A 26,644-nucleotide genomic window follows, 5' to 3' on the forward strand; every position below is an offset into this window, starting at 1 on the left:
GTATACCCAAAAGAAAGAAAAATCGAAGGGTATTCAAACGCTTACAATGGTGATATACTCGTAAAATAAAGTAAAACAGTATTAAACAAAAACAAACAAACAATAAATACAGAATAAAGTACAGGGTTACGGACTGAATTCAAGAGATGCCGTTTGGAAAATAGGATGGGTTCGAAAGGTTGGTGAAGCGCGGTGAGTGTGCTGGCTTATGATTTGGGCGCTGGGAGCGGGAGAGCGCTACTGGGACATCTGAATGATCGAGGGATCGAAACGAGCGAAATTCATCGGTTCAAGAATGAACCAGTGAAGGTTGGCGAGCGGATGCACTGGGATATTCTGCGATTGCATCATGAATTGTTGCAGGGGCTTACCCTTGTGAAACAACAGAGAGAACAGCCGGAGAGCCTGGGGATCGATTCCTGGGGCGTTGATTTTGGTTTGCTTGGCAGTAATGGTGAGTTGCTTGGTAACCCGTATCATTACCGTGATACACAGTTTAACGGCATGATGGATCAGGTACGGCAAGAGCTGACCTCTCAGCGAATTTTCGAACGTACAGGGATACAGTTTCTTGGCTTTAATACCCTGTATCAATTGGCAACGCTTCAACGTAGCGGTTCCCCGTTACTTCATGAAGCAGAGCGTTTTCTCATGATTCCGGATTTGCTACGTTATTTCCTGACAGGGGAAGCGGTGAATGAGTTCACCAATGCAACCACAACACAATTATACAATCCATCGGCTGGTCAATGGGACAGTGAGTTGCTAGCGCATATTCGTATTTCGGAAAAACTGTTCGGTGAAGCCGTACTGCCAGGTACCCGTGTTGGACAGTTACGCAGCAGTATCTGTAACGATCTGGGTCTTACCCCGATTCCTGTGATCGCGGTTGCAGAGCATGATACGGGTTCAGCCGTTGTGGCTGTTCCTGCAACGGAACGTTCATTTGCTTATCTGAGCTGTGGAACCTGGTCCCTGATGGGTACGGAGATAGATCATCCTGCGATAAGTAGCCAGAGTCTGGCCTTGAATTTCACGAATGAAGGCGGGGCGGGCGGAACATTCCGTCTGCTGAAGAACATCATGGGACTATGGATTTTGCAGGAAAGCATGCGGGAGTGGGAGCGCCAGGGGCAGGGAATTAGCTATGATGCGTTATTGGCGCAGGCGGAACAAGCACCTCCATTTGCCAGTTTGTTTGATCCGGATGATGAACTATTCATGCCAGCAGGAGATATGACGACCCGTATACGTCAGTATTGCCGTGATACAGGGCAAGTGGTACCAGAGGATCAGGGGGCTATTGCCCGGGCAATTCTGGAGAGTCTTGCATTGAAGTATAGAAGAGTTCTGGAATGGACGGAGCAATTGTCGGGTCAGGCGTTCAACGGATTGCATATGGTCGGTGGAGGCATCCAGAACCGCCTGTTATGTCAGTGGACTGCAAATTCCATTGGTAAGCCGGTATGGGCAGGTCCAGCAGAGGGAAGTGCCATCGGGAATATGGCTGTGCAATGGATGGCGAGCGGAGCTTTTAAAGATATCTGGGAAGCTCGTAAGGCCATTCGTGATTCATTTCCGGTAACTGTGTATGAGCCGCAGGACGGATCAATCTGGGAAGATGCTTACGGCAGATTTCTGCGTGTGACGGCTTCATCTAATTCACAAGCGGGGAGTGAGGTGTAACATGCTGGCAGCCGAGCGGTATGACCGAATTGTGGAGATGGTGAATGTAAAGGGCAGTATGCGTGTATCCGAGCTTAGTGAGCGCTGCCGGGTGACGGAGGAAACCATCCGGCGGGACCTGGATCGGCTGGAACAGGCAGGCCGACTGCGACGATCTCACGGTGGTGCAGTAAGTGTGAAGGAAGATCAACCGGAGATCCCTTACCGGATCAGGGAGACAACCCATGCAGAAGAGAAAAAACGGATTGCACAAGCGGCTCTGGCGATGATTAATCCGGGTGATCGCATTCTGTTGGATGCGAGCACAACGGCAGGTTATATGGCAGCGAACATGCCGGATTTTCCGCTGACGGTCTTAACCAACTCGATCCAAATCGCTACTGAACTCAGCAACCGTGACAAGGTTGAGGTCATCTCAACAGGGGGCCAGTTGGCATCTCGCTCGTTGTCTTTTGTTGGGCCGCTGGCGGAGCGTTCTTTGGAAACGTATCACGTGGATAAAATGTTCATGTCGTGCAAAGGTGTACATCTCGAAGGCGGCGGAATCAGTGAATCCAATGAACTCCAGGCAAGGCTGAAGCAGAAGATGGTTGGCATATCCGATCAGGTCATCTTACTTGCAGATGCCAGTAAATTTGGTGTCCGTGCTTTTGCCCGAGTATCCGGGTTAAATGCAGTCCATATGATTGTTACCAATCAGCCATTGGAGGCTGAACAGACAGAACGTTTGAGCGGATACGATATTTGTATCATCACGGTTTAATCTTTTGGATTTTATCTATATAAAATGAACTAAACATTTACACGAAACGGAGTGTCCAGTGTAAATATTCTTAGTCAATTTATCTACTAATCAGTTAATAGGAGCGTGTAATTATGAAGGTCTCCTTATTCATTACCTGCCTCAGCGATGCCATCTATCCCCGAGTGGGGGAAGCCATGGTCAGATTGCTCGCCGCTCATGGCGTTCGGCTGGATTTTCCGCCGGTGCAGACCTGCTGCGGTCAGCCTTCCTACAATAGCGGGTACTGGGATGAGACTCGGGTAGCGGCCAAAACGATTCTTGAAGCGTTTGACGACAGTGATTTTGTGGTATGTCCTTCGGGATCGTGTACGTATATGATTCATCATTATCCCGAGCTGTTCGCGGATGAACCAGTATGGTTGGAGAAGGCAAAACGATTGGAAGCCAAAGCTTATGAGTTTACTCAATTCCTCGTTCAGGTACTCGGGATAACCGATCTGGGCGCACATTTTCCGCACAAAGTAACCTATCATCCATCCTGTCATGGCAGCCGTCTGCTGGGTGTAAAGGATGAACCGATGGCGCTGCTCTCTCAGGTGAAAGGACTGGAATTGGTTCCGCTTCCTTTCGCTGAGGATTGCTGTGGGTTCGGGGGTACGTTTGCCATTAAAATGTCCGATATTTCGGGAGCGATGGTGACGGAGAAAGTTGATCATGTCAAAGAGACACAAGCCGAAGTGCTGGTTGGTCTGGACATGGCCTGTCTGATGAATATCGCAGGTAATCTGCGTTATCGGAATGAACCGGTGCGTGTGATGCATCTGGCGGAACTACTGTATGAGGGGGTGCGAACAGGATGAGCCAACCGGGAGTTATGGATACTACGGTCAAAGAACGTGCCGGACTGGCCTTGAATGATGATTTTCTGCGTAAAGCAGTCAAATTCACGACAGAACGATTGCGTAACGGGAAGAAGTCTGCCTCAGAAGAACATGGAAATTGGGATGAGTGGCGGGAACGTGGCCGTCAGATTCGTTTGCATACAATTGCGTATCTGGATTATTATCTGAATGAATTTGTGAACAACGCCCGTGCGAACGGGGTTCATATTCATTTTGCAGATACATCGGTGGAAGCAGCGGCAATTGCGCTGGATATTGCGGCGCATAAGCAGGCTTCTACGGTGGTGAAGTCCAAATCGATGGTGTCGGAGGAAGTACATCTGAATCATGTGCTGGAGTCGGCGGGCATTGAAGCCATCGAGACCGATCTGGGTGAATACATCATACAGTTGGCAGGCGAAGCCCCATCTCATATTGTCATTCCAGCGATCCATAAGAACCGCTACCAGATTGCAGAGTTGTTATCCAAGGAAGCGGGTGAAATTCTGGAGCCGGACACAACGGTACTTGCTGGATTTGTTCGCAAAAAGCTGCGCGAGAAATTCCTCGAAGCAGATATCGGCATGACCGGCTGCAATTTTGCGATTGCAGAGACGGGTTCCATGGTTTTGTTTGAAAATGAAGGTAATGCCCGTATGGTATCCACTGTTCCGAAAACGCAGATTACACTGATGGGCATGGAGCGGATCATCCCGTCGTGGACGGATCTGGAGGTCATGGCAACCTTGTTGCCGCGTTCCGCAACAGGTCAGAAACTCACGATGTACATGTCAGGCATCACAGGTCCTCGCCGTACAGCGGATGCGGATGGACCAGATGAAATGCACATTATTATCGTGGATAACGGTCGATCCTTACAGCTCGGTGATCCCGAATTCCAAGAACTGCTGAATTGTATTCGCTGCGGCGCTTGTCTGAATGCTTGCCCGGTATATCGCCATATTGGAGGTCATGCCTATGGCGGAACATATAGTGGTCCGATTGGCGCGGTACTGACACCTGCGCTCAATGGCAACATTGATGAATGGAATGATATTGCTGGTGCCTCTAGTCTTTGCGGGGCCTGTTATGAAGCATGTCCGGTCAAAATTCCGCTACATGATATGCTCGTTTATCTACGTAGGCGTAAAGTGGAAGACGGCCATGGAAACAAAATGGAGAGCATGGGCATGAAGGGTTTTGCTGCCGTGGTTTCCAATTCCAAACGTTTCAGTGCGGCCATACGTCTGGGACAGATCGGGCAGAAGGCAGTTGTACGCAACAACGGCATTTCACTCAAATTGGGTCCACTTAAAGGCTGGAACAATTATCGGGTTGCGCCAAGCCTCGCCAAGAAATCCTTCCGGCAACAATGGAACAAGCTGGATCAGGAACTGAACCAGGAGCAACCGGCCATGGATTCTTCCGTTCGCAGCCGTATGGAGCAGATTATTCGTGAGCGAGAAGAAGGGGAGGGTACTAAGCATGGTCACTGAACATCAGCAATGGCTTGCACAATTGGAGAAGAAGTCCATTGAGAAACAGGAGCAGTTCATGAATGACATTGCTTCGAAATTGAGAAGACCAAGGCAACGCCATGCACCGACCCAACCCTTTCGGGGAGCACCCGACTTTTGGACTGAACTGGAATGGGATGAAGAGAAGCGTATTCAAGCATTTACGGATAACTTTGTGAGTGTAGGCGCACACATCGCCCGGGTTCAGAACATGGAAGAAGTATCTCAATTTATAGCCAACAAATCTCATGAACTGAGTGCCAGGTATATCATTCGTCAGAATGAACAGGCGTTACAGGATCTCGGATTGGAAGAGCAGCTTCCCGATGTGCAGATCTCAGTCTGGAATAGTCAGGCTGATGAGAATTGGAAGGCTCGGGCAGCTGAGGCGGATCTCGGTGTGGTTATGGCGGATTATGCAACAGCATACACAGGCTCGGTCACTGTGCTTTCTTCACCGGAAAAAGGTCGTTCAGTCAGTCTCTTGCCTACGGTACTCATCATCATTATTCCAGTAGATCGACTGTACACCAGACTGGGTGAGACGCTGGATCGATTTGACGAAGCGGGAAGAGAGAATCTTCCGGCAGGCATCCACTTTATTTCAGGGCCAAGCCGATCTTCCGATATTGAAAATGATTTAACCATTGGCGTTCACGGACCAGGCATTGTATATGGTTTAATTATGGGTTAACGGTGTGTTGAGTGTGATGGCACATCATGATTTTGATAACTGTCCGAGATGCAGTATTTGACTGCTGAGGGCAGTTTTTTGTTCACGATTTATAGTTAAAAGCTATTAAAATTATATTAATTATATATTTCACCTATTAATAATGGAGGTGTATAATCCATTTCAAGAGAGAATTCATATGAGATACAAAAGAGAAAGAGGAGGATGAATACAGATGAGTATATTTTCTTACCAAGTTCCGTTTATGGATGGACACAACGATGATTTTTCTGCTTTTAAAGGGAAGGTTCTGCTTATTGTGAATACAGCAAGTCGGTGTAGCTACTCCCGGCAATTCAGTGAACTTCAGCAGATGTATGAGAAATATGGTGATCAGGGGCTAGAGATTCTGGCGTTTCCATGCAACCAGTTTAACGACAAAGAACCTGGGAATAACACTGAGGTAGCCGAGTATTGCAGAAGTCAGTTTCAGATATCCTTTCCGATCTTGGAGAAAATTGAGGTCGTTGGGCGATCGATGCATCCGTTGTTCCGTTATCTGATTGAAGAAGCGCCATTTCAAGGTTATGATCTGAACACGAAGGAAGGACAGTGGATGGACACCTTTGTGAAGGAGAAACATCCAGAATTGTACCAAGGAGACGGGATCAAATGGAATTTCACCAAATTCCTGATTGACCGTAATGGGGACGTCCATGGCCGTTATGAAACGACAGTAGCTCCATTAGAGATGGAGTCAGCTATTCAGGTTCTGTTAAAGAATTCATAAGTATACCTTAATCCCTGTCCTGAGGTCCTATGACTTTGGGACTGTTGAAGATTAGAACTGGAAATGTTAGGGTAAAAGAAGATAACGAAGGCTTCCATTTTTTTTAATCAAAAATGACCAATATACCATTTCAGTCAGTTAGTTCTTTAAATGGTTTTATCGTTATCTGGATGAAATATGAAAATGTGCAAAAAATAACTTGAATCTGTTGATCTGAAGAGTAAGTGTAATCACGTCTGTAAATCAAGTCATTATTTTTTAGTTGTAGAACTCTTAACTTGGGAAGAAGGAGTGAGCGTCATGCCACCAATTTCAGTGCCTCAACCAAAAACATTTGGCCCACTAGGCAATTTGCCGCAATTGAACTTTGAAGAGCCGGTGCAATCCTTGGTGAAACTGGCTGAAGAATACGGACCGATCTTTCGTATGGAGTACCCTGGGCGAAGTGAATTGTATATTTCAGGTCACGAACTGGTCGCCGAGGTAACAGATGAATCCAAATTCGACAAACGGGTGTGGGCACCCCTTGCGAAGGTTCGTGCTTTTGCGGGAGATGGGCTATTTACGAGTTGGACCGAGGAGCCAAATTGGAAAAAAGCCCATAACGTACTGCTGCCAAGTTTCAGTCAACGTGCGATGCAGGGATATCACAACAAAATGATTGATCTGGCTGTGCAGCTGGTTCAGAAATGGTCACGATTGAACCCGGATGAGACGGTTAACGTTCCGGATGATATGACACGTCTTACGCTCGACACGATTGGCCTGTGTGGGTTTAACTATCGGTTTAACAGCTTCTATCGGGAAGAACCACATCCATTCATTACGAGTATGGTTCGTGCGTTGGATGAATCCATGAGTTCATTGCAACGACTGCGTCTGCAAGACAAGCTGATGATCACCAAAAAGAAACAGTTTGAACAGGATATCCGTTCCATGTTCTCTTTGGTGGATCACATCATTGCCGAGCGTAAAGAGAAACCGCAGGAAGGCGCAGATGATCTGTTGTCCCACATGCTTAGCGGCAAGGACCCGGAAACAGGAGAAACGCTGGATGATGAGAACATCCGTTATCAGATTATTACATTCCTGATCGCTGGACATGAGACCACAAGTGGACTGTTATCCTTCGCTGTTTATTATCTGATGAAGAATCCGGATACGCTGGCTAAAGCCCAAGCTGAGGTGGATCAGATTCTGAAAGATCCGGTTCCAACGTACAACCAGGTTCGCAATCTGAAGTACGTTCGTATGGTTTTGAATGAAGCATTGCGGTTATGGCCTACGGCCCCGGCATTTTCTCTGTATGCAAAAGAGGACACGGTACTTGCGGGTCAATATCCTTTGCAAAAAGGAGACAGTGTCAGTGTACTTATTCCCAAGCTGCATCGTGACCGCGAAGCATGGGGAGACGACGTAGAGGAATTCCGCCCGGAACGGTTCGAAGATCCGAGCAAAGTGCCGCATGATGCCTATAAACCTTTTGGTAATGGTCAACGGGCCTGTATTGGTCAGCAGTTTGCACTTCAGGAAGCAACGCTGGTACTGGGCATGGTGTTGAAGCATTTTGACTTCATAGATCATTCTGATTATCAGTTAAAAGTGAAAGAAACGCTGACGCTCAAACCGGATAACTTCACAATTCGTGTACGTGCGCGTGGCGGGCAGCCAGTCATGGCCGTTCCGGGTGTAGCGGTTGAAGAACCAAAGCCGGTTGCCAAAAGAACGGAGCCGGATGCAGCCAATGCCCACCACACACCGATGCTTGTTCTGTACGGTTCCAATCTGGGTACCGCTGAAGGCATTGCACGTGAAATTGCAGATACCGCCAGATATCAGGGTTTCCGGAGTGAGGTTGCTACGCTGGATGATCGTGTTGGCAAACTGCCAAAGGAGGGTGCCGTCATTATTGTCAGTGCATCCTATAATGGTCAGCCGCCAAGTAATGCCAAGATGTTTGTCGAGTGGATCGAACATGCAGATGCGAATGAATTCAAAGGTGTGCGTTTCGCCGTTCTTGGATGCGGTGACCACAACTGGGCCAGCACCTATCAGCGTATTCCGCGTTTAATAGATGAACAGTTATCTTCCAGAGGAGCAGAGCGGTTATCACCGCTGGGTGAGTCAGATGCCAGCGGAGATTTTGAGAAACAGGTGGGGGATTGGACAGAGCAATTATGGCCAGATCTCGCACGAACGATGGGACTGAAACTGAACACAAGCTCCAATAGCGAACGCAGTTCACTGTCTGTACAGTTTGTCAGCGGACTCGCCGTAACACCGCTTGCCGATACGTATGATGCACATGTGGCAGAAGTATTTGAGAACAGGGAGCTTCACGACGCGGGCAGTGAACGCAGCACACGTCACTTGGAGATCAAATTGCCTGAAGGCATAACCTACAAGGAAGGGGATCACCTGGGCATTCTGCCGCAGAACCCACCGGAGCTGGTGGAACGTGTACTTCGTCGTTATGGATTCACCGGAACGGAGCATCTGGTTCTGGATGCATCCGGTCGCAGTGCCGCGCATCTGCCGCTGCATCAACCGGTTAATCTGTATGATCTGCTCAGTCATAGCGTTGAGCTTCAGGAGGCGGCAACTCGTGCGCAGTTGAGAGAAATGGCAGCATACACCGTATGTCCACCGCATAAGAAAGAACTTGAAGCGCTGCTTGATGAATCTGTGTATATGGATGAAGTGCGGAATAAACGGATCTCCATGCTGGATTATCTGGTGAAATATGAGGCATGTGAACTGCCGTTTGAGCGTTTCCTTGAATTATTGCCTTCACTAAAAGCCAGATATTATTCGATCTCCAGTTCACCGCGTGTTCAGCCCGATCAAGCGAGTATTACGGTCAGTGTTGTGCGCGCCCCAGCATGGAGTGGACAGGGAGAATACAAAGGCATTGCGTCCAACTATCTGGCTAACCTGAAACCGGGTGACGAGATCGTCATGTTCACGCGGACACCGGAATCCGGGTTCCAACTGCCGGAGGATGCACAGGTTCCCGTTATCATGGTAGGTCCGGGTACAGGTGTTGCTCCATTCCGAGGTTTCTTGCAGGCAAGGCACGTATTGAAGGAACAAGGTCGTGAGGTTGGCGAAGCCCACCTGTACTTTGGATGCCGGAATCCCGAGCATGATTATCTGTACAAAAATGAATTGGAAGCAGCCCAGCAAGAAGGGCTTGTGAAACTTCATACGGCCTTCTCCCGTGTAGACGGGGAGGAGAAATGTTATGTACAGCATCTGATGAGAGACGATGCCCGTCATCTGATTCCTTTGTTTGAAGAGGGAGCGCATCTGTATATCTGCGGTGATGGCAGCAAGATGGCACCTGATGTGGAAGCCACACTCCAGCAGGCATACGCTGATATACATGGCAAATCCGCGAAGCAAGCAGAAGATTGGCTTAATCAACTTCAGCAGGATGGTCGTTATGCCAAGGATGTATGGACAGGCATCTGATGTACACATATGAAGGGTCAGCTTGATCCGTAACTGGCTGAGCGGTGAGATACAGAAGCAGTTCTGTTCTCACCGCTTTTTGACATAAAATGATTCTTCAGCAGATAAGTGGTTGCATGGGTTATAATTATATATTGGAAGGGAGCACCCGTATGCAGACATTTGGGAACCATTGTATGGCTTGCGAAAAGAACCAGCTTTACTTCCGCCTACAAGCCCGTTTCAGGTTTTTTCTTCCGGCGGTTGGCCGATAGATCGACTCGACGCTGGAGAGAGGAAATAAAATACGGGAAGGGACTCTGCCTTTTCCCTGGAGTTCAAGATAATCCAGTCCCACGCCCACAAGGCTGATATTGTTAAATGCATTCCTGGAAGGGAACGTCGTGCGGATTCCGACTCTGATGCCTCGCCGTGTTCGAGGAATATCGAATACCCGAATGGAATTCAGGCTGAGTGGAATGAATATCTGACGGTTTACTTTGATAAACTGCTTTGAAAAGACACGACGAATACGTCCCGGTTCCAACCCGGAGAGTGGAGTATTTAGTTCTGCAAGGTGCCCCTGGAGTTCTGCCAGACGCTGCTGAAGTGTTTTTCCAGTATGGAGATGCTGCCAGCTCATAAGTATTCCTCCGTTCGCCATTTGTACCTAGTATATGAAGGAACGGGGTAGGAAGGTGTACGTTTGATAGCCCATGTTCGTTAAGGCTAACGGGGTTTCTTTTATAATAGAGGAGTGATTCACATGATCGTAGAGATGTATAAAGACCTCATTAAGGATGAGCGTGGCAATTATTATATGGCAGTGCAGATCGAGGGCAATGAACTTACGCTCGTTAATGCTTTCGTCGAAGCGGCATTCACACCTGAACTGATCTACAATGAAGAGTTTCGTACCAAGCATAAGGAGACGGAAGGCGGATTTGTAGGCAAAATTGCGATGGACCTGCTAAGGCATGATGTGGTCATGGGGATGAAGCAAATCGACCGAAAACTGTTGAACCTGTCGGATGTGGAGCAGCAGTTCACGGTAAATTATATTGATACGATTGAATTTTATCGTCACCCGGCGTGGAACCGGAAGGTGTAGAAATAAAGAAATGTAAAAGCGCAAGTGCAGGGGCAGTAAACCTCCGCAACTTGCGCTTTTTGCATACAAACAATTAACGATACGTAGGATGGATGATGCCAATATCGCGCTCGGTGCTCAAATTTCCATCAGCATAACGCTGCATTTCATTTCCTTTGACCCGAATCGGAATGCGCTCTCCTTGATAGTAAAGCTCCCCCTCGACGGTGCGAACGCTCATTCCAATGATGCCTTTCAGATGTCCACTATGATCCGTCACCAGTCGAATCCCTGACGGGCCGTCCAGATGAACCTTGCCTTCCAGATATACCGTCATGCGATCAGGCGTGTTGACCAATTCATATCCTAATCCGTTGACTTTTCGGCTATAAGCCGTGTTACCAGATACGATCTCGCCATGATCCATATCGATGGGGAGCAGTCCGGTAAACCAGAGCTGATTCGATCCAACAGGCATAATTCCGCATAATCGCTCCACATAATCGAGGAGACAGAGGATGGAGGGGGAGTAAGTCTCGGTAAAACCTTGTTCTCCGGTCCACGGGCTTAGTACCTGACCAAATCGCTTATCTTTGGATAGAGCGGACAAGATAGGCTGCATTACCCAAGTTAGCTCCACATATCGATGATGATACTCGAATGCGTGTGGCGCCCGAATCAGACTCAGGAAATTGGATGCCCCTCCCCAGCTGTTATAGGAGGAAAAGGGATCAAATCTGGGATCATCCATTGAAATCGATGTAAACGGGTATTTAGCGAAAAACTTGCTTGTATTCAACAGGTACCGACGCAGTAGGTTATCGAATAATTCACGGTCACCCACCTCGCAGGCCATTACGCGGAGCAACACATCGGATTGGACTCTGACCAATTCGTCATTGCGATCCCGATCATAGAAGAACATATCCTGTTCGTCGTAACAATAACGGAAAAGACTTTCCAGGCTAGACTCGGCTTTTGCTTTCCAATCCGTTCCCGATTCTCCCAGTTCTTCAGCCATGCGGGAAAGATACAAGCGCTGACAATAGATATTGGCAGTCAGATCTGGTGCCAGAAAAGGCAGAATCGGAGAATCCGGGTGATAAGCAGAAGCATCATTCATGTAAGGTGTGTCCGGAACATGCCAGAATCGCGGGGATAAGTCATGTCCGGTGTCAAACGTACTGAAGGCCTCTACACAGCCAGTTCCTCGGGTATTACGGTTGCGTGCAATCCACTCATCGTAACGAACCATAGCCTTATACATCGTGTTCAGGAAAGGCGACTGCTTCCCATGATTGCTATGAAGCTGATAGTGGTTCCATACACTGCGTGCCAGCGGAGTGACCAACTGGATTTGCCGGAAAGAGGGTCCGTTTGCCGTGAGTTTATACGGGAGCAATCCATCTGCTCTTTGCTGCTTGGCAAATGCGAGGTACGTTGTTTCGGACACGGAAGGCAGCAGGCGAGACAGCAGCTGCGCATTGATGGTACCTGTGCTCTCTAACCAACATCCCAGATAGATGCCACCTTCTTGTAAAATAGGATCGTTGTCTCCCATGGGCAGGATACAAGCAAGCAACTTCTCCACCGCTGCATAATACGTAGCTTCCAGTTGTCCGCCCGATGCCGCAAACCGGATACCCGACGCATGCCATTCTTGTAATAACTGCTGATCTTCCGGTTTAACTGGCTGAACTTGATCCATAATCGAAATGTTGCGCAGCCGATTCAGTATCTCTTCTGTCATATGTTCCTCCTCACAGCGTCTGCTTATTGATTCGATTCAAAGATACGAACGGTCCCGTTATAGAAGTCGGAGACAGCTTGCTCCACACTTTTTCGTCCAAATCCGATCTCCTGATTCGTTGTCTGAGCTAACTTGGAGAACTCTGCAAATCCAGGAGGGTTGTAACTCACATCAAATGGTTCAGTCTTCGTTGCTTCAGAGACAAGATTTGTATAGTTATAGACAATCTCCTCCACAGGGCCTGCACCTTCCTGAAGAAGATTTCGATTGGCTTCCGTAACGGGCACGCCACGGTCATTACCAAGGATTTTGGTTGCTTCAGGATCATGAATCCAGAAGTCCATTAATATAGCTACTTCCTTCGGATGTTTGGTATTTGCATAACCCGATAATCCCTGACTGGATTCAAATACAACACCCGTTCCCTTAGGGCCTCGTGGTACAGGGAGTAGCACCAGAGGATCTTCCGTCAAGCTCTGGAATGCAGCAAGTTGGTTGGATGGTAGTAGAGTCATGGCTGCTTTGCCTGTGATTAACAGGGATTTACTGGTGTCATCATGCGGGTTGGACACCTGCAATTCCGGTGTGACTACACCGCCGGATGCCGAAGTCTTCTCCCAATACTGGAACCACTCCAGAATGTCTTCCTTGGTGAATCCGAGTGTGCCGTTTTTCATGTCATACAGTTGTTTACCCCTTTGTTTTAGAAAAATATCCATCCCGTCGACGGTAAAATTGTACGTCCCATAGAAGCCATCTCCGAGCTTGTCGGACAACTCTTTGCTGATGGCGGCATAGTCCGTCCAGTCCCAATCGGATGCTGGCAAAGGCACGCCGGCTTTCTCAAAGAGTGCCTTGTTAACAACAATTCCTCGTGCGTTCGCACCGGCAGAGATATGTTGCAGCTTCCCGTCGAGACGTCCGTATTCGATCATAGTTTCATCCATACCGTCCAAATTCAGTTCGTTGCCAACATACGGGTCCAGATTGAGCAGGACATCTTTTTTGGCATAGTCCACGACATTTCCGCCAAGGAAAAAGATATCTGGTGCTGTGCCTGATGCCAGCTGGGTATTCAGTTTGTCGAAATATCCGGAGGAGGGTGCAAATTCACCTACAATTTTAATATCCGGATGTTTCGCCTGAAAGATCTTCAGGGCTTCATTCGTAATATCTTCCCGTTTCTGGTCACCCCACCACATGATGCGAAGTTCGACCTGTCCGCCCTCGGTCGTTCCATTATCATTACCATTGCCTGCATTATCATTGGCACCTGTATGGTCTGTTCCAGAGCAAGCTGTTACGAGTAACAAAAGTGAAGTAATCATACCAATCATGAAACGTTTGAACATGGTAAATCCCCCTGTCTATTGATATGAGAAACGTGTTGTTACTTCAGACCTGTGGTTGCAATGCCCTCAAGGAAATATCGCTGAAACAATAAAAAGATGATAGTCACGGGAAGCAGTGACAGGGTGGACATGGCAAGTAATGCGCCCCAATCGGATTGTCCTGATGGATCGAAGAGAGAGCGAATGCCCAACTGCACGGTGAACAGATCAATTTTGCTCAGATAGATCATCTGACTGAAAAAATCATCCCAGCTCCACAGGAAGGTGAAGATCGCGGTTGTAATCAGTGCTGGAACGAGCAGTGGCACTACGATTCGGAAAAAGATCTGTGATTGCCCGCAACCGTCAATGGTTGCACTCTCGTCCAGCTCCCGCGGTATACCGCGTATGAATTGAACCATGAGCAAGATGAAGAAGGAATCCTGCGCAAGCCACTTAGGCAGAATCAGCGGGAAATACGTATTAATCCATTGAAGCTCATTATAGAGAATGTACTGAGGCACCAGGGTAACATGGTAAGGCAACATAATCGTAACCAACATCATGCTGAACCACAGGCCTTTGAATCTGAACTTTAATCTGGAGAAAGCAAAGGCTGCAAGGGAACAGGAGATCACATTACCTAACACACTCATGACCGAGATCAGCACGGAGTTGCCGAAGAAACGGCCGAAAGAGATGCCCTGCAGACCTTTCCAGCCATTAATATAGTGCTCCAGCGTGAAGCTGGTTGGGAATAGACTGCCACTGGTGAAAATGAGATGGTTTGGTTTAAACGAACTGAGAATCAACCATAGTACTGGATATAACATCAGTAGACCGAAGAGTATAATGGCGGCATGCCTCCCGGCCTGAACCAGTTGTCGTTTGATTGGCATATGCATTACCTCCCCTCCTGATTGTCCCCGTAGAACACCCAAAATCGGGATGTAACAAAGACGATTGCGGTGAATACCCCGATAATGACCAACATGATCCAAGCCAGAGCCGAAGCATAACCCATATCAAAGAATGAGAAACCTTTCAGATACAGATACAAGGTATAAAACATCGTTGCGTCGAGTGGACCCCCGCGGCCATCTCCGATCACGTAAGCTGGTGTAAACGCCTGAAATGAATTGATCATGCTCATGATCAGGTTAAAAAAGATAACGGGGGAGAGCATGGGCAGAGTGATTCCGAAAAATTGACGTATTTTTCCCGCTCCATCGACATCGGACGCTTCATATAAGTCTGCCGGGATCTGTTTCAGGCCAGCAAGAAAGATGACCATGGCAGACCCGAATTGCCACACGGATAGTGTAATGATGGTGTAGACCACATAATCTGGATGCGCAATCCAGGATGGTCCCGAGATACCAAACCAGCTTAAAAACTGATTGACCAATCCATTCCCCTCAAAGAGTTGCCGCCAGACGATTGCAATCGCAACGCTGCCGCCCAAGAGGGAAGGGATGTAATATACAGTCCGGTAGATGCCGAGGGCTCGAATACCTTTGTTCAGCGCCATCGCCACCAGTAAAGCAAAGGCGAGCCTTAGTGGAACGGATAAAAAGACATAATAAAACGTCAGCCCAAGGGACCTGCGAAAGGTATCGTCCTCGGTAAAGATGTGAACATAGTTGCTAAGTCCAGTCCAAGTCGGTGATGACAGTAGATTGAATTTGGTCATGGATAAGTATAGGGACGCAACCATCGGTCCCAGTGTCAGACAGAAGAGTCCGATCAGCCAGGGGAGAAGAAACAAGTAGGCTGTGGTATTGTGCTGACCGTATAAGGGCTTGGTCTGTTTTTTCATCATGTGCCTCCCTTCTGAATGGGTAAGAATAATAGTCACCAATTATGAATTCGCTTACAACATACGGCGTTCTCTTGGTAACCACATCATACCGGGGAAGGGGAGAAGCTTGAATCTCATTTCTTCGGATCATGGCTATCGATTTTTTCGGAATGCAGCAAGCGATAGTCTGACGGACTCATGTTGAACATTCTTTTGAATTTCGAACTGAAATAACTTGGCGAACTGAAACCGGTCAGTTCCGTAATATCCCACACGGCTAATTGGGTTTCCTTCAGCAGTTGCAAGGCGTGTTTCATCCGAACACCCGTCACATATTGAATAAAAGAGGTACCGGCACCTTCCTTAAACAATTCGGAGAAATAGGTAGGATAATAGTTAAATCGTTCAGCGAGTAACGTCAGCGTTAGCTCCTGCATGTAGTTCTCCTCGATATATCGCTTGGCTAAGTCTATAACCGTCCCATCCCCATCTTCTGAAGGAAGTTGTCGACCCAGGAAGTCTTGAGCCCATTGCATTAATAAGCGTTCTGCTTGATCTGGCGTCTTAAGCCACAGTATCCATTCCGGGGTCATAGGAAAATCCATCAACAGTGAAATTTGAAAAATACTTCGCGTCATTCGGGAGGGAGAAAGCTGGAATGCCTCGTGAAGTTCCTTGCGGATGATGCTGCGGAAGGAGTCCAGTTCCCCTCGAATGAGGTAACGATGCAGCTTGCGTGTTGTTTCTTCAGGCAGTAATGGACTATAGTCTGTTCCCGCCTGAAGGTTTGGCCCGCTGCCAGCCCGTTCAGCTGAATTCCATGCCAGAAGGGAATGGATATAACCTTCTTTCCAGTGCTCAAGTCCGGAACCAGAAAGTCCCACCCCAATCTTGAGTTCGATGGAAAAAAGGGATGCCGTATGTCCCGAGAGCAGTTGGATGAATTCATGCTGCATACCGTCTTGCACCATGAAATGCATGATGCCTGCGTGTGCCGAATCATGAAAAACCTGGACATTGTCTGAATCAGACTGGGCGATTTCGTAACATACCATTTCGAAAGGAAGATGCATCTGCTCGTGTAATCGATCTTTTCGAATATCCTGCTTGTCCGAGTGACTTATACTCGCGGTGATGAAACAGACCTTCTGATCCTGCCATGATTCGAGATGGAACAATCTGAGCCGTTCTGGCATGGAGGAAGGCGGTAGGCGATTGCCTTTGACGAGATCAAGAAGGAAACGTTCCTTCATTTCCCGGTAATACTGAGAGAGTCGCCATTGCATCAATTCGGAATCGCCTCGTATTTTACGTTTGTCATCCAGATCCGCTTTGATTTTGCCTAATGTGGCTTTCAATTCATCCCGGGTTACAGGTTTCAGTAAATAATCCATGACCTGGCTGCGGACCCCCGCTCTGGCATATTGAAAATCCTCATAACCCGTGATAATGATAATCTGAATAGAAGGGTTATAACTGCGGCAGACATCCAATAGTCTGATGCCATCCATGACAGGCATATTCATATCGGTAATCAGCAAGTCAAAATGTTCAGATTTCAAAAGTTCATCCGCTTCGATCCCATTAGAGGCTTCTCCTGTTATGACAAAACCCATGCCATGCCAATCGACTTTCAATTTTAATCCTTCGCGAACTTCGATCTCGTCATCTGCGATTAATACGTTGTACATCATATTCCTCCTGTACGGGTAGAGTCAGTTCAATGTAAGCTCCTCCGCGCTCATCGTTCTCCACATGGACCGTGAACAAGCCACCATAATGCAGACGACAACGAGCAATGACATTGCTCAGTCCAATATGCCAGCCTTCATTATGCAATATGGATTCCAATGAGGAGGGAGCAACCGGATGTTGCAACTTATTGATTATTTCTGCTGGGATACCCGGTCCGTTGTCTAAAACGCTGATGTGCAGACGATCATACATCCGGTTGATCCGTATCTGTACCTGAGCTGTCGTCTGATGTTGGAAGCTGTATTTCACTGCATTTTCAATAAGTGGTTGAAGAATAAACTTGATGATGACCACGTAGTTCAGTGTACCTTCCAACGTTACTGAAATGTCGAGTTTATGACCGAAACGAGTCTGCAAAATGGAGATATAACGCTGCACATAATCCAGCTCTTCGGTTAGCGGAACACGGTCGTCATTGGTATTGATAGAAAAGCGCATCATTTTACCCAGATCCTCAATGACCTGAACCGTATCATCCGTTCGGCGCTGAATGGCAAGGCTGCTAACCAGCTCCAGAGTATTAAACATAAAATGTGGATTAATCTGTATGAGAAGTGCCTTGTACTCTGCTTGCTGGCGAAGTAGTTTCAGTTCAAATTCATTCTGGATATGCTGCCGCAGCTGACTGATCATGTAACGGAAGGTGAAGATCACATAACTGATCTCGCTCTTTACATTTTTATCCGGAGGCAGAAGTGAATCCGCTTGGTCAAAAGCACCTCGTTGAACCTGTCTCATCGCCAGCACCAGTCTGGTCAAAGGTTTGGTTACGCCGTGGGATAACCATGCAGCAGCCAAGAGGGAGACCAGAATCAGGGCAATCGTCACCACCACAATTGTGCTTTGGAGCTTATGGAGAGAGAGGTACATTTCCTTTTCAGGTGCGATACCCGCCAACATCCAGCCGGTACGTCCCAGTTTCTTGAATACAAGAATGTCTCGCTGTCCTTCCTGGTTTTTGAGGTATGCCACACCGGATTTGAGCGGGCTGTTTCGAAAACGATCGATCTCTGCGGTAGCTACAGCACCCAACGTTTCTACCTGCTGTGACAGAATAGGATTTCCTTGCTCGCCCAGCAGAAAAATAGTGCTATTCTCCGCAAGATGTATGCGCCGGAGCGGCTCCAGAAAATAAGATTCACTGACATTCACCTTCATGACATTCTGCGCTGTAGCATGATGAAAGGTGCCGATGGGCATCAGCAGACTGACCACCGGATTACCATGATCTCTGACACGTTCATGTTGATCGGTGTGTGCAGGTAACCAGCGTTCTCCCAACGTGTAGAAATTCGTATACCAGGATTCTTTTACAAATGCAGGGTCATATGTTACCTGATTCTCGCTGCCAATTCGCAGTCCATTCCGACGATAGATGGATACATCCGAGATACTGGTGTAACTGTTGGTTGCCTGAGTAAGAAAACGGCTCATCGCAAGATTGGCCAGCATCTTTTCTCCTTCGGGCAGGTTCGGATCACCGATCGCGTTATCCCAGTTTTTGCCCATATCACTATTGAAAACAAGAGAGGCGACATCGTAGATCTGCATCTGCACCATGTCTACGTATGAACCGTATTCCTCCATTTTCTCAAGAGCAGAGGATTCGATGTAAGAGCGAATGACCGTGCGTGATTCCTTGAAGAGCAGGTAGGAGAGTGTGCCAAAAGCGAGGACAAACAGGACAACGATAAAGGCAATCAGACGGTTTTTTAAAGAGAAGAACATAGATTTCCTCCTTCTACCGAGTCAACTTGCGTGCAGATTAATTATAAAAATATAAAAAAGACTGCGTGATATGCGCAGCCTTTAAATGAAATTAATAATGTAGTGCAGACCTGGGGGACTTAGAAACGAACCAGATTATTGACGTTGACAGGCAAACCCGTCGCGATGGCGCGATTGGCAGCAATACCCGTCAGAATGGATCTGGCACCGTCCACATGGTTAGCAGCACGATGGAACGGATCTTCTACAGGCTCTCCAAACAGATCATTCAGCAGAACCGGGTCACCTCCGCCATGTCCACCTGCTTTCTCTTCCACTTCAACCTCATATGGCGCATCGAACATCGGGAGAACCCGCAACGTTTTACCGATTAAAGCACCTTCTTTACTTTTGTCACCCAATGAATTGACATAAGATTGCTCCACAATGTTCATTTCAATCCGGCCTTTGGTGCCATTAATGGCAATGCGATAACCCTCCCATGGCTGGTAGGCAACGAGGGAGTAGGTCAGAATGGCTTTGTTCCGATACTTCACAAGAACACCCATTGTATCCTCAATGTTGATGCCATCCCCAAATACACTCTGATCGCGCTGGTAACCATCTTCCGATTCGGCATCCAGATACATGTACTTCATATGTGCGTCTGAATCCAAATGCAGTGCAAAAGGGTCATCCTTTGCGATCGGGTTGCCGGTTGCCCGGTTGTAGAATTGCGTTACACCGCGTTCTTCTGCGTTTTCTCTGCCGTAATACATCAGATCACCAAATGCAAACACGGTATCCGGTTGCGAGCCAATCCAGAAATTCACCAAATCGAAGTGATGGGTGGATTTGTGCACGAGTAATCCGCCGCTATTACGCTTGTCCCGATGCCAACGGCGGAAATAATCTGCCCCGTGGCGGGTATTCAGCAGCCATTCAAAGTGAACGGAAGTGACTTTCCCGATGGTATCATTCAGAATAAGTTCTCGAATCTTAGTATGGTGCGGTGCATAACGGTAATTAAAGGTGACTCTTACGTTCTGACCAGTCCGCTTGACAGCATCCAGAATCTCCTGACATTTCTCCTCATCGATGGTCATCGGTTTTTCGGTGACAACGTCACAACCCAGTTCCATCGCACGAATGATGTACTTGTGATGGGTGCGGTCAACACTCGTTACGATGACATAGTCAGGTTTCTCGTTCTCAATCATCTGATCAAACTGATCTGCAGGATAAGTGGGTACCTCAGGATACTCGTACTTTTCCTTCAATAGTTGATTCGCGTAGTTCATACGGACTTGATTTATATCACAAAAGCCGACAAGCTCGGATGTATCCCTATAATCCCGGGTCAAAGCACCATAAAAAAATTCGGCGCGGCCGCCAGTTCCGACTAATACATAACGTTTCTTGTTACTCATGTCTATCGCCTCCTTGAATATAGCTCTAGACTATAACAAGGGAGTACTTCTTTCGCCGCATTTTATGCGTAACCGCTTTCAAATGCCGCATATTTTGCTATAATTTATGGAAAGGAGAGAGGGCGACATGACAGAACCTTTTCGTGCAGATTTTCATGATCCGACGGATTTGTTGCACATCGAATATGATCGTCGCATTGGATATTTCTCGATGACGGATGACCATCTGCATGATCATTATGAGTTGTATTATCTGTTGTCTGGCGAGCGTATTTATTTCATTAAGGACCGGACCTACCGGGTAAAGGCTGGTGATCTGGTGTTTGTTGACCGCAATACGGTTCATAAAACATTGGAGAGTGGCATGCCTGACCATGAACGGATGGTGCTGTATTTGAAGCCTGAGCTTTTTGCAACCATAGCTATTTCCGCGGAGTTAGTTGAAGGCTTGAAGGAACCCTTCTGTTGGGAGATTCCTATTGTAAGGTTTCCATCTCAAGTCACTGAGGTTCTAGAACGGATGGTTAGCGAAATGGTGGATGAAATGCTTCGTCCTCAACCTGGAAGCAACCTGTTGCTCCGTCACCGGGCTGTTGAATTGTTGCTCCATGCCTATCGTAATCAACACTTGGGCAGGTTAAGCTCCGATGATCGTGAGCCGATTCTTCATCCCAAGACACAGGCAGTTGTACGTTACCTGAATGAGAACTATCAGAAACCACTGACATTACCGGAGGTGGCGGGCATGTTTCGCATTAGTCCGCATTATCTGAGTCGATTGTTCAAACAAACGACGGGCTTTACCTTCAGTGATTATCTGAATCTGTTACGGGTGAAGGAAGCGCAGCGTTTACTGCGAGAAAGTGAAGAATCCATTACGGACATCGCCTGGCTTGCGGGGTTCAGTAACTTCTCTCATTTTGGCAAGATGTTCAAACGTACCGTTCAGGTATCACCAAGAGTTTATAGACAGGAATACAAGGAATCGGGTTCCGTGAGGACCATAAAAGAGGGAGAGAATATACGATGATTGAAGCGAGATTAAATGAACTGGGGATCATTTTGCCACAGGCCAGTGCCCCCGCAGCGAAATACGCCAATGCCGTTATTGTGAATGGAATTATGTATGTATCCGGGAAAGGACCGGATACCTCCGAACGCGGCAAACTGGGATCAGACTTCACAACAGAGCAGGGGTATGATTTTGCCCGGAATGCTGGACTGGAGGTGCTTGCTGTCGTTCGAGATGTGTTGGGTTCACTGGATCGGGTGAAGAGAGTGGTTAAAGTGCAGGGATTCATTAATGCGTCCGCTTCGTATCAGGAGCATCATAAAGTGCTAAATGGTTTCTCGGATCTGATGATGGAGGTATTTGGGGATCAGGGGGTACACGCCCGTTCGGTATTCGGTGCCGTATCTGTGAGGGATAATTTGCCGCTGATCATTGATTCCATATTTCAGGTAGAGGAGTAGGTATAACGATGACAGAATCGTCTTCATCTAATCCGATCATGCTAACGATTCCAGAGAGCTTCCATACGGAACGCCTCACGATTCGAGCACCGCAGTGGGGGGATGGCGCAGCCGTTAATGAAGCGGTCCGTGAGAGTGCGGAGCAGCTGCGGTTGTGGTTACCTTTTGCCGAGAAAATCCCTTCATTGGAAGAGTCTGAAGTGACTGTTCGCAAAGCAAGGCTGAAATATCTGGAACGTACCGACATGATGTTACATTTGCGTGATAGACATACGGATGAATTCGTAGGCAGCAGCGGGTTACATCGTATTGACTGGAATGCACGCTGTTTTGAGATCGGTTACTGGATTCGAACATCGCGAGCTGGTGAGGGTTTGATGACAGAAGCGGTGAGAGGCATTGAGCAATTTGCCATTACTCATCTGGAGGCGAACCGGCTGGAGATCCGCTGTGACGCCCGCAATGTGCGAAGTGCCAAAGTAGCCGAACGAGCGGGTTATACGCTGGAAGGTGTACTGCGCAAGATGAGACGTGACAGCACAGGTACGCTGGTCGATTGTATGGTTTTCTCCAAAATCAGAGGCAGTGAGTTCGAGTAAAGGGAGGGTAGATATGGAGCGAATCGGTCAAGGAAGAACTGCGGAAATCTATGCGTATTCGAACGAGCACATTATGAAGTTATATCGAATGGATTTTCCTCACGAAGCCGTCCAGAATGAATTTAGAATAAGTGAGTTGGCATTCAAAAAAGGACTCCCCGTCCCACAGGCAGTATCCTTAATAGAACATACTACATCGCGAGCAGGCATCGTTTTTGAGCGAATCCAGGGGATTACCCTGTTATCACTTATCATTCAGCAACCGGAGTTACTAGAGCAGCTGGCGTTTAAAATGGCTGACTGCCATTACAGACTTCATTGCGAGCGAGATGATGAAGGAACACTCCCCTTACAGAAGCAGATTTTATCGGGAGCGATTCGCAATGTTCGATTATTGTCGGAGGACGATCAAGCGCGAGTCCTTTCTTACTTAACAACATTGCCTGATCAACAACAGATCTGTCATGGCGATTTTCACCCTGATAATGTTATGCTCAGTGAGGCTGGCGATCAATACTGGGTCATTGATTGGATGACTGGTATGTCCGGTGATCCTGCGGGTGATGTGGCTCGAAGCTGGGTAATATTAATGAGTGCCACATTGCCGGAAGATACAGAGCCAGTTATACGAATGGTTTTTGAAAAGGCTCGTGAATCGCTGGTCGAATTTTACATCCATCATTATATGCAACTTTCCGGGATTACACGTGTAGCAATAGAGTCCTGGATGCTGCCAGTTGCTGCCGCGCGTCTTGACGAGGATTTGCCCGCTCAAGAGGTGGAACAGCTGCTCAAGTTTGTTCAGGAACGAATTCGTCTGTTATAAAAGTTGAATTACATATTATTTACACTGACACTACGATGACAGAATAACCTTTCAATCGCTGTTATCCCCAGATTTTTTTTGATTCCCTTTTCCGAAGGGGAAAATCCGGGGATAAAGGCGAAGCATATGCTTCCGAAGCAGCTTTCTTGCAGAAAGCTTTTAGCTTCGCTTTTTCAGGTTTTTTCTGTCCTCTTCGTTATAATGTTAATAATTAGTTCAACTTCTATAGACGAATCTAATGATTTTTTTATATAAGGGTAGAGAAAGAGGGGACATATTTATGCTGCATTCATTAAAGGCCATACAATCATACAAGTCAGGTAATACGCCGGAAGCCCAGCAGCTATGGCTGCAACTGCTGGCAGCAGCGGAGAAACCCCATATTAACCTCGAACGCATTCATTCCATTGCCGAACTTGAGGGAACTAATCCGGTACTGGACTATACCGAGCGTACACTTCACGTACTGGAGGAGCTTCAGGTTTCTTTTTGGGTGCGAGAAATTCTGGAAGACGTATTAATCTGGTCAGAGACGGCGAAGGCCGGATCACGGGAGCAACGGCGGGTATGGCAAAAGCAGGGCGTTAACTTGTTTGTACACAATGTGGGGTCCGCTCAGTTATATGACTTATACGCAGTGGCGGAGCACCTGGATAATGACATCGATAAGACCAAGGAGACGAGTATATATCAACTTGGTTCTCCGAGTGGTGCTCTGAGTAAGAATGCGGATATAAGCGAGCATGCTGCACTGACTTCACACACACCAAGGCATGAGATTATTCGTACTCTGATTGCTACGCATGGACTTATTGGTCAATACATACGGGGCGAGATTCCATTTGCCGAGAATGCTTCGCTCCACGCCTTGATCGTCAAAGGATGGCTTACTACAGATGAATTGCACACTATACTGATGGCATTAAATGAATGCATTATTGCAGGTGTTGATCCAGCGTTATGGAATCAGGTTCAGGCTGAGGTGCAGCGCATTGTAGGCTGGATTATCGTTGGACCGGATCATGAGGACTGGAGCGTGAAGGAACGGTTATCCCGCTTAAGAAGTTCATCCATTCGGCAGGGAGAAGCTATGGATACGGCTTACGCCAAGCTACAAACGGAACTGGATGTAGAACAGGCGCTGGCTCCGCTGGCTCATCGCACATTATGGTATGTGGAGTCGGCCATGCAGGATTTTTCGTTGCAGGAGATGGTAAAAGTGTTCCTGTTGACGCTTCGCAGCGAAAGTATGAATCCAACATCCATGGAGAGTCGATCTGAAATCGTTCGTCATATCAGCTTCGAACCATTGATGAATACGATGTATTACGACTACAAGGGTGTGAAGAAGCTCAATATTTACAAGAAACGAATGATTGAAAAATATTTGGAACAGTATGCATGGGAACAGATTACGGCTGGAGAGCAGATCGTCTATCCCCATCTAACCCATCGCATTGAACGTCATGCGGATCTGCCGGATACACTGTTTGTGACCTTTGAATTTTCTCCAGCGGCGGAGAAGCTGATTGCATTCTGTATTGAAGCGGAAAAGTCGCCGTTATACGAGAAGGCTGTACTGCTGTTATTTGACCTGTTCGGATTACGCCGGGATGCGTATGATCGTTTCCACAACGAAGAGACGTATTTGTCCGATATGAACAGCTCCGGTGATTACAAAAAAGTACTGCTCGACTATATCGTTGGTAAACGAGTACTGGATATTGGTCCAGGTGGAGGAATTCTGCTGGATCTGATTGAGCAGGAAAAACCGGAAGTGGAGCCGATTGGTATCGATATCTCAGCCAATGTCATTGAAGCGCTGGAACGCAAAAAACAACGTGAGGGACATCGCTGGCAAGTGATGAAGGGCGATGCCCTGCAACTGGAGCAATATGTGCAGCCGGGCACAGTGGATACGGTTATTTTTTCATCCATTCTGCATGAATTATATTCATATATTGAACTGGACGGTCGAAGATTTAATTCCGATACGGTTGTAGCAGCGCTGAGAAGTTCATTCCGTGTGCTGTCACCTGGAGGAAGAATCCTGATTCGGGATGGGATCATGAGTGAGCCGGAGGCGCAGAAGCGCCGGATTCGTTTCCAGGAACCGGATGGGATGCGCTGGCTGGAGCGGTATGCAGAGGATTTTCAGGGACGTGCAATTCAATATGAGCGGGTCTCAGACAATGAGGTCGTATTGCCGATCAACGATGCAATGGAGTTTCTCTACACCTATACGTGGGGCGAAGAGGCATACGTGCATGAAATTCAGGAACAGTTCGGTATATTCACGCCGACAGCCTATGAGAACTGTATTCGAGAAGCGCTGGGTGAACAAGCCGCGATGATTACGTTCCGACATTTTCTCCAGGAGGGGTACACGGAAGCACTTGGAGAACGAGTGATCTTCATGAAGGAAAATGGTGAGCCTGCGCCTTTGCCAGACAGTACCTGCCTGATTGTCATTGAGAAGAAAAAAGGGTTGGCGGATGAATGATGAGTGAGGCCAGTACGTTTTTGTATTTTGTCAGACATGCGGAGTCTCGATATGTTGAAGGACAGGAACGCGAGCGTGGACTGACAGAGCAAGGTCATCAAGATGCGGGAACGGTTGCCAGTCTGCTCCATGGGGAGCAGATTCAACTGTTTTATTCTAGCCCCTACAGGCGAGCGGTAGATACGATTCAGATTCTGGCAGATTGGTCAGATGGAATTGTGGTGACAGAGGAAGATTTGCGTGAACGCCAGTTGTCGAGTTCAGATGTGAAGCATGCTAATTTTCGTGAAGCCAAGCAGCAGTTGTACCGTGATCCTACGTATGCGTATTCAGGTGGGGAGTCTGGTGCACAGGCTCGCTCAAGGGCAGTAGCGGTAATCGAGAAAATTTTGGATAAACATATGGGTCACAAGGTAGTCATCGGAACCCATGGAGATGTAATGACACTTATTTTACAACACTATGATTCTTCCTACGGGTATGACTTTTGGGAGGGTACTACGATGCCGGATATTTTTAAATTGCAGTTTGATGGAACGCGCAAGTTGGTCCAGGTCACCCGATTGTGGGAGTGACAGAGTTATATATGAGAAATGCATTTGCCAGAATGATAGTGGGGAGGAGTGAGTTGGCG

General features: G+C 47.6%; 22 protein-coding genes. 14 read left to right on the top strand and 8 right to left on the bottom strand.

The genetic code is table 11. From position 1 onward, the window contains the following. Positions 1 to 192: 192 nt before the first annotated feature. From V6668_RS12710 to V6668_RS12740, 7 genes are all read left to right on the top strand, one after another. Positions 193 to 1,686, top strand: coding sequence for a rhamnulokinase family protein (locus tag V6668_RS12710; RefSeq protein WP_338708595.1), 1,494 nt, complete (start codon positions 193 to 195; stop codon positions 1,684 to 1,686). A 1-nt stretch (position 1,687) separates the two neighbouring features. Beyond that, positions 1,688 to 2,449 (top strand): DeoR/GlpR family DNA-binding transcription regulator, encoded by a 762-nt coding sequence (locus V6668_RS12715; RefSeq protein ID WP_338708596.1) that lies wholly within the window; start codon positions 1,688 to 1,690, stop codon positions 2,447 to 2,449. Between the two features lie 113 nt (positions 2,450 to 2,562). Then, positions 2,563 to 3,291: a (Fe-S)-binding protein gene (locus V6668_RS12720; protein WP_017688927.1), complete on the top strand. Its 729-nt coding sequence runs from the start codon at positions 2,563 to 2,565 to the stop codon at positions 3,289 to 3,291. After that, the gene (locus V6668_RS12725) at positions 3,288 to 4,808 is read left to right on the top strand and encodes a LutB/LldF family L-lactate oxidation iron-sulfur protein (RefSeq protein ID WP_076318672.1); all 1,521 of its coding nucleotides are present in this window, start codon (positions 3,288 to 3,290) and stop codon (positions 4,806 to 4,808) included. The genes V6668_RS12720 and V6668_RS12725 overlap by 4 nt, the downstream gene beginning before the upstream one ends. Continuing rightward, entirely contained in the window at positions 4,798 to 5,523 is a 726-nt protein-coding gene (locus V6668_RS12730) for a LutC/YkgG family protein (protein ID WP_338708597.1), read from the top strand. The genes V6668_RS12725 and V6668_RS12730 overlap by 11 nt, the downstream gene beginning before the upstream one ends. Before the next feature lie 214 nt (positions 5,524 to 5,737). Beyond that, positions 5,738 to 6,292, top strand: coding sequence for a glutathione peroxidase (locus V6668_RS12735; RefSeq protein ID WP_338708598.1), 555 nt, complete (start codon positions 5,738 to 5,740; stop codon positions 6,290 to 6,292). A gap of 300 nt (positions 6,293 to 6,592) precedes the next feature. Further along, positions 6,593 to 9,766: a bifunctional cytochrome P450/NADPH--P450 reductase gene (locus V6668_RS12740; RefSeq protein ID WP_338708599.1), complete on the top strand. Its 3,174-nt coding sequence runs from the start codon at positions 6,593 to 6,595 to the stop codon at positions 9,764 to 9,766. Positions 9,767 to 9,965: 199 nt separating this feature from the next. Here the strand turns inward: V6668_RS12740 and V6668_RS12745 are convergent, their stop codons facing one another. Beyond that, positions 9,966 to 10,388: a hypothetical protein gene (locus V6668_RS12745; protein ID WP_338708600.1), complete on the bottom strand. Its 423-nt coding sequence runs from the start codon at positions 10,386 to 10,388 to the stop codon at positions 9,966 to 9,968. Between the two features lie 123 nt (positions 10,389 to 10,511). Here V6668_RS12745 and V6668_RS12750 point away from each other — a divergent pair, with 123 nt between their 5' ends. Further along, complete coding sequence (locus tag V6668_RS12750; protein WP_338708601.1) at positions 10,512 to 10,856, top strand: hypothetical protein; 345 nt, start codon at positions 10,512 to 10,514, stop codon at positions 10,854 to 10,856. Positions 10,857 to 10,929: 73 nt separating this feature from the next. Here the strand turns inward: V6668_RS12750 and V6668_RS12755 are convergent, their stop codons facing one another. The 7 genes from V6668_RS12755 to V6668_RS12785 all read right to left on the bottom strand — a co-directional run bounded on the left by V6668_RS12755 (position 10,930) and on the right by V6668_RS12785 (position 20,609). Next, the gene (locus V6668_RS12755) at positions 10,930 to 12,585 is read right to left on the bottom strand and encodes an MGH1-like glycoside hydrolase domain-containing protein (protein ID WP_338708602.1); all 1,656 of its coding nucleotides are present in this window, start codon (positions 12,583 to 12,585) and stop codon (positions 10,930 to 10,932) included. 23 nt (positions 12,586 to 12,608) lie between these two features. Next, the gene (locus tag V6668_RS12760) at positions 12,609 to 13,937 is read right to left on the bottom strand and encodes an ABC transporter substrate-binding protein (RefSeq protein ID WP_338708603.1); all 1,329 of its coding nucleotides are present in this window, start codon (positions 13,935 to 13,937) and stop codon (positions 12,609 to 12,611) included. A gap of 38 nt (positions 13,938 to 13,975) precedes the next feature. After that, complete coding sequence (locus V6668_RS12765) at positions 13,976 to 14,815, bottom strand: carbohydrate ABC transporter permease (RefSeq protein ID WP_047844271.1); 840 nt, start codon at positions 14,813 to 14,815, stop codon at positions 13,976 to 13,978. 5 nt (positions 14,816 to 14,820) lie between these two features. Further along, complete coding sequence (locus V6668_RS12770) at positions 14,821 to 15,735, bottom strand: carbohydrate ABC transporter permease (RefSeq protein WP_047842642.1); 915 nt, start codon at positions 15,733 to 15,735, stop codon at positions 14,821 to 14,823. Between the two features lie 116 nt (positions 15,736 to 15,851). Further along, positions 15,852 to 17,411 (bottom strand): response regulator, encoded by a 1,560-nt coding sequence (locus tag V6668_RS12775; protein ID WP_338708604.1) that lies wholly within the window; start codon positions 17,409 to 17,411, stop codon positions 15,852 to 15,854. Further along, positions 17,383 to 19,200, bottom strand: a complete 1,818-nt coding sequence (locus tag V6668_RS12780; RefSeq protein WP_076327818.1) for a sensor histidine kinase — start codon at positions 19,198 to 19,200, stop codon at positions 17,383 to 17,385. Before V6668_RS12780 ends, V6668_RS12775 begins: the two co-directional genes overlap by 29 nt. 119 nt (positions 19,201 to 19,319) lie before the next feature. Next, the gene (locus V6668_RS12785) at positions 19,320 to 20,609 is read right to left on the bottom strand and encodes a Gfo/Idh/MocA family oxidoreductase (protein ID WP_076327819.1); all 1,290 of its coding nucleotides are present in this window, start codon (positions 20,607 to 20,609) and stop codon (positions 19,320 to 19,322) included. A 127-nt stretch (positions 20,610 to 20,736) separates the two neighbouring features. Between V6668_RS12785 and V6668_RS12790 the strand changes: the two genes are divergently transcribed. The 6 genes from V6668_RS12790 (at position 20,737) to V6668_RS12815 (ending at position 26,585) form a co-directional block, all read left to right on the top strand. Beyond that, complete coding sequence (locus V6668_RS12790) at positions 20,737 to 21,639, top strand: AraC family transcriptional regulator (RefSeq protein ID WP_338708605.1); 903 nt, start codon at positions 20,737 to 20,739, stop codon at positions 21,637 to 21,639. After that, positions 21,636 to 22,082, top strand: a complete 447-nt coding sequence (locus V6668_RS12795; protein WP_047842646.1) for a RidA family protein — start codon at positions 21,636 to 21,638, stop codon at positions 22,080 to 22,082. Before V6668_RS12790 ends, V6668_RS12795 begins: the two co-directional genes overlap by 4 nt. An 8-nt stretch (positions 22,083 to 22,090) precedes the next feature. Then, on the top strand, positions 22,091 to 22,681 hold the full coding sequence (locus tag V6668_RS12800; RefSeq protein WP_076327821.1) for a GNAT family N-acetyltransferase: 591 nt from the start codon (positions 22,091 to 22,093) through the stop codon (positions 22,679 to 22,681). A gap of 13 nt (positions 22,682 to 22,694) precedes the next feature. Continuing rightward, positions 22,695 to 23,507: an aminoglycoside phosphotransferase family protein gene (locus V6668_RS12805; RefSeq protein WP_076327822.1), complete on the top strand. Its 813-nt coding sequence runs from the start codon at positions 22,695 to 22,697 to the stop codon at positions 23,505 to 23,507. Between the two features lie 280 nt (positions 23,508 to 23,787). After that, on the top strand, positions 23,788 to 26,010 hold the full coding sequence (locus V6668_RS12810) for a class I SAM-dependent methyltransferase (RefSeq protein ID WP_076327823.1): 2,223 nt from the start codon (positions 23,788 to 23,790) through the stop codon (positions 26,008 to 26,010). Continuing rightward, complete coding sequence (locus V6668_RS12815; protein WP_338708606.1) at positions 26,007 to 26,585, top strand: histidine phosphatase family protein; 579 nt, start codon at positions 26,007 to 26,009, stop codon at positions 26,583 to 26,585. Before V6668_RS12810 ends, V6668_RS12815 begins: the two co-directional genes overlap by 4 nt. The last annotated feature ends 59 nt before the right edge of the window (positions 26,586 to 26,644 follow it).

Source organism: Paenibacillus amylolyticus (assembly GCF_036894225.1).
Taxonomy (GTDB): Bacteria; Bacillota; Bacilli; order Paenibacillales; family Paenibacillaceae; genus Paenibacillus; species Paenibacillus amylolyticus.

What these genes read in the sequence shown, in the direction of transcription:
- V6668_RS12715 (WP_338708596.1), top strand. Translation starts at nt 1,688, where the DNA reads ATGCTGGCAGCCGAGCGGTATGACCGAATTGTGGAGATGGTGAATGTA.
- V6668_RS12720 (WP_017688927.1), top strand. Translation starts at nt 2,563, where the DNA reads ATGAAGGTCTCCTTATTCATTACCTGCCTCAGCGATGCCATCTATCCC.
- V6668_RS12725 (WP_076318672.1), top strand. Translation starts at nt 3,288, where the DNA reads ATGAGCCAACCGGGAGTTATGGATACTACGGTCAAAGAACGTGCCGGA.
- V6668_RS12730 (WP_338708597.1), top strand. Translation starts at nt 4,798, where the DNA reads ATGGTCACTGAACATCAGCAATGGCTTGCACAATTGGAGAAGAAGTCC.
- V6668_RS12735 (WP_338708598.1), top strand. Translation starts at nt 5,738, where the DNA reads ATGAGTATATTTTCTTACCAAGTTCCGTTTATGGATGGACACAACGAT.
- V6668_RS12740 (WP_338708599.1), top strand. Translation starts at nt 6,593, where the DNA reads ATGCCACCAATTTCAGTGCCTCAACCAAAAACATTTGGCCCACTAGGC.
- V6668_RS12745 (WP_338708600.1), bottom strand. Translation starts at nt 10,388, where the DNA reads ATGAGCTGGCAGCATCTCCATACTGGAAAAACACTTCAGCAGCGTCTG.
- V6668_RS12750 (WP_338708601.1), top strand. Translation starts at nt 10,512, where the DNA reads ATGATCGTAGAGATGTATAAAGACCTCATTAAGGATGAGCGTGGCAAT.
- V6668_RS12755 (WP_338708602.1), bottom strand. Translation starts at nt 12,585, where the DNA reads ATGACAGAAGAGATACTGAATCGGCTGCGCAACATTTCGATTATGGAT.
- V6668_RS12760 (WP_338708603.1), bottom strand. Translation starts at nt 13,937, where the DNA reads ATGTTCAAACGTTTCATGATTGGTATGATTACTTCACTTTTGTTACTC.
- V6668_RS12765 (WP_047844271.1), bottom strand. Translation starts at nt 14,815, where the DNA reads ATGCCAATCAAACGACAACTGGTTCAGGCCGGGAGGCATGCCGCCATT.
- V6668_RS12770 (WP_047842642.1), bottom strand. Translation starts at nt 15,735, where the DNA reads ATGAAAAAACAGACCAAGCCCTTATACGGTCAGCACAATACCACAGCC.
- V6668_RS12775 (WP_338708604.1), bottom strand. Translation starts at nt 17,411, where the DNA reads ATGATGTACAACGTATTAATCGCAGATGACGAGATCGAAGTTCGCGAA.
- V6668_RS12780 (WP_076327818.1), bottom strand. Translation starts at nt 19,200, where the DNA reads ATGTTCTTCTCTTTAAAAAACCGTCTGATTGCCTTTATCGTTGTCCTG.
- V6668_RS12785 (WP_076327819.1), bottom strand. Translation starts at nt 20,609, where the DNA reads ATGAGTAACAAGAAACGTTATGTATTAGTCGGAACTGGCGGCCGCGCC.
- V6668_RS12790 (WP_338708605.1), top strand. Translation starts at nt 20,737, where the DNA reads ATGACAGAACCTTTTCGTGCAGATTTTCATGATCCGACGGATTTGTTG.
- V6668_RS12795 (WP_047842646.1), top strand. Translation starts at nt 21,636, where the DNA reads ATGATTGAAGCGAGATTAAATGAACTGGGGATCATTTTGCCACAGGCC.
- V6668_RS12800 (WP_076327821.1), top strand. Translation starts at nt 22,091, where the DNA reads ATGACAGAATCGTCTTCATCTAATCCGATCATGCTAACGATTCCAGAG.
- V6668_RS12805 (WP_076327822.1), top strand. Translation starts at nt 22,695, where the DNA reads ATGGAGCGAATCGGTCAAGGAAGAACTGCGGAAATCTATGCGTATTCG.
- V6668_RS12810 (WP_076327823.1), top strand. Translation starts at nt 23,788, where the DNA reads ATGCTGCATTCATTAAAGGCCATACAATCATACAAGTCAGGTAATACG.
- V6668_RS12815 (WP_338708606.1), top strand. Translation starts at nt 26,007, where the DNA reads ATGATGAGTGAGGCCAGTACGTTTTTGTATTTTGTCAGACATGCGGAG.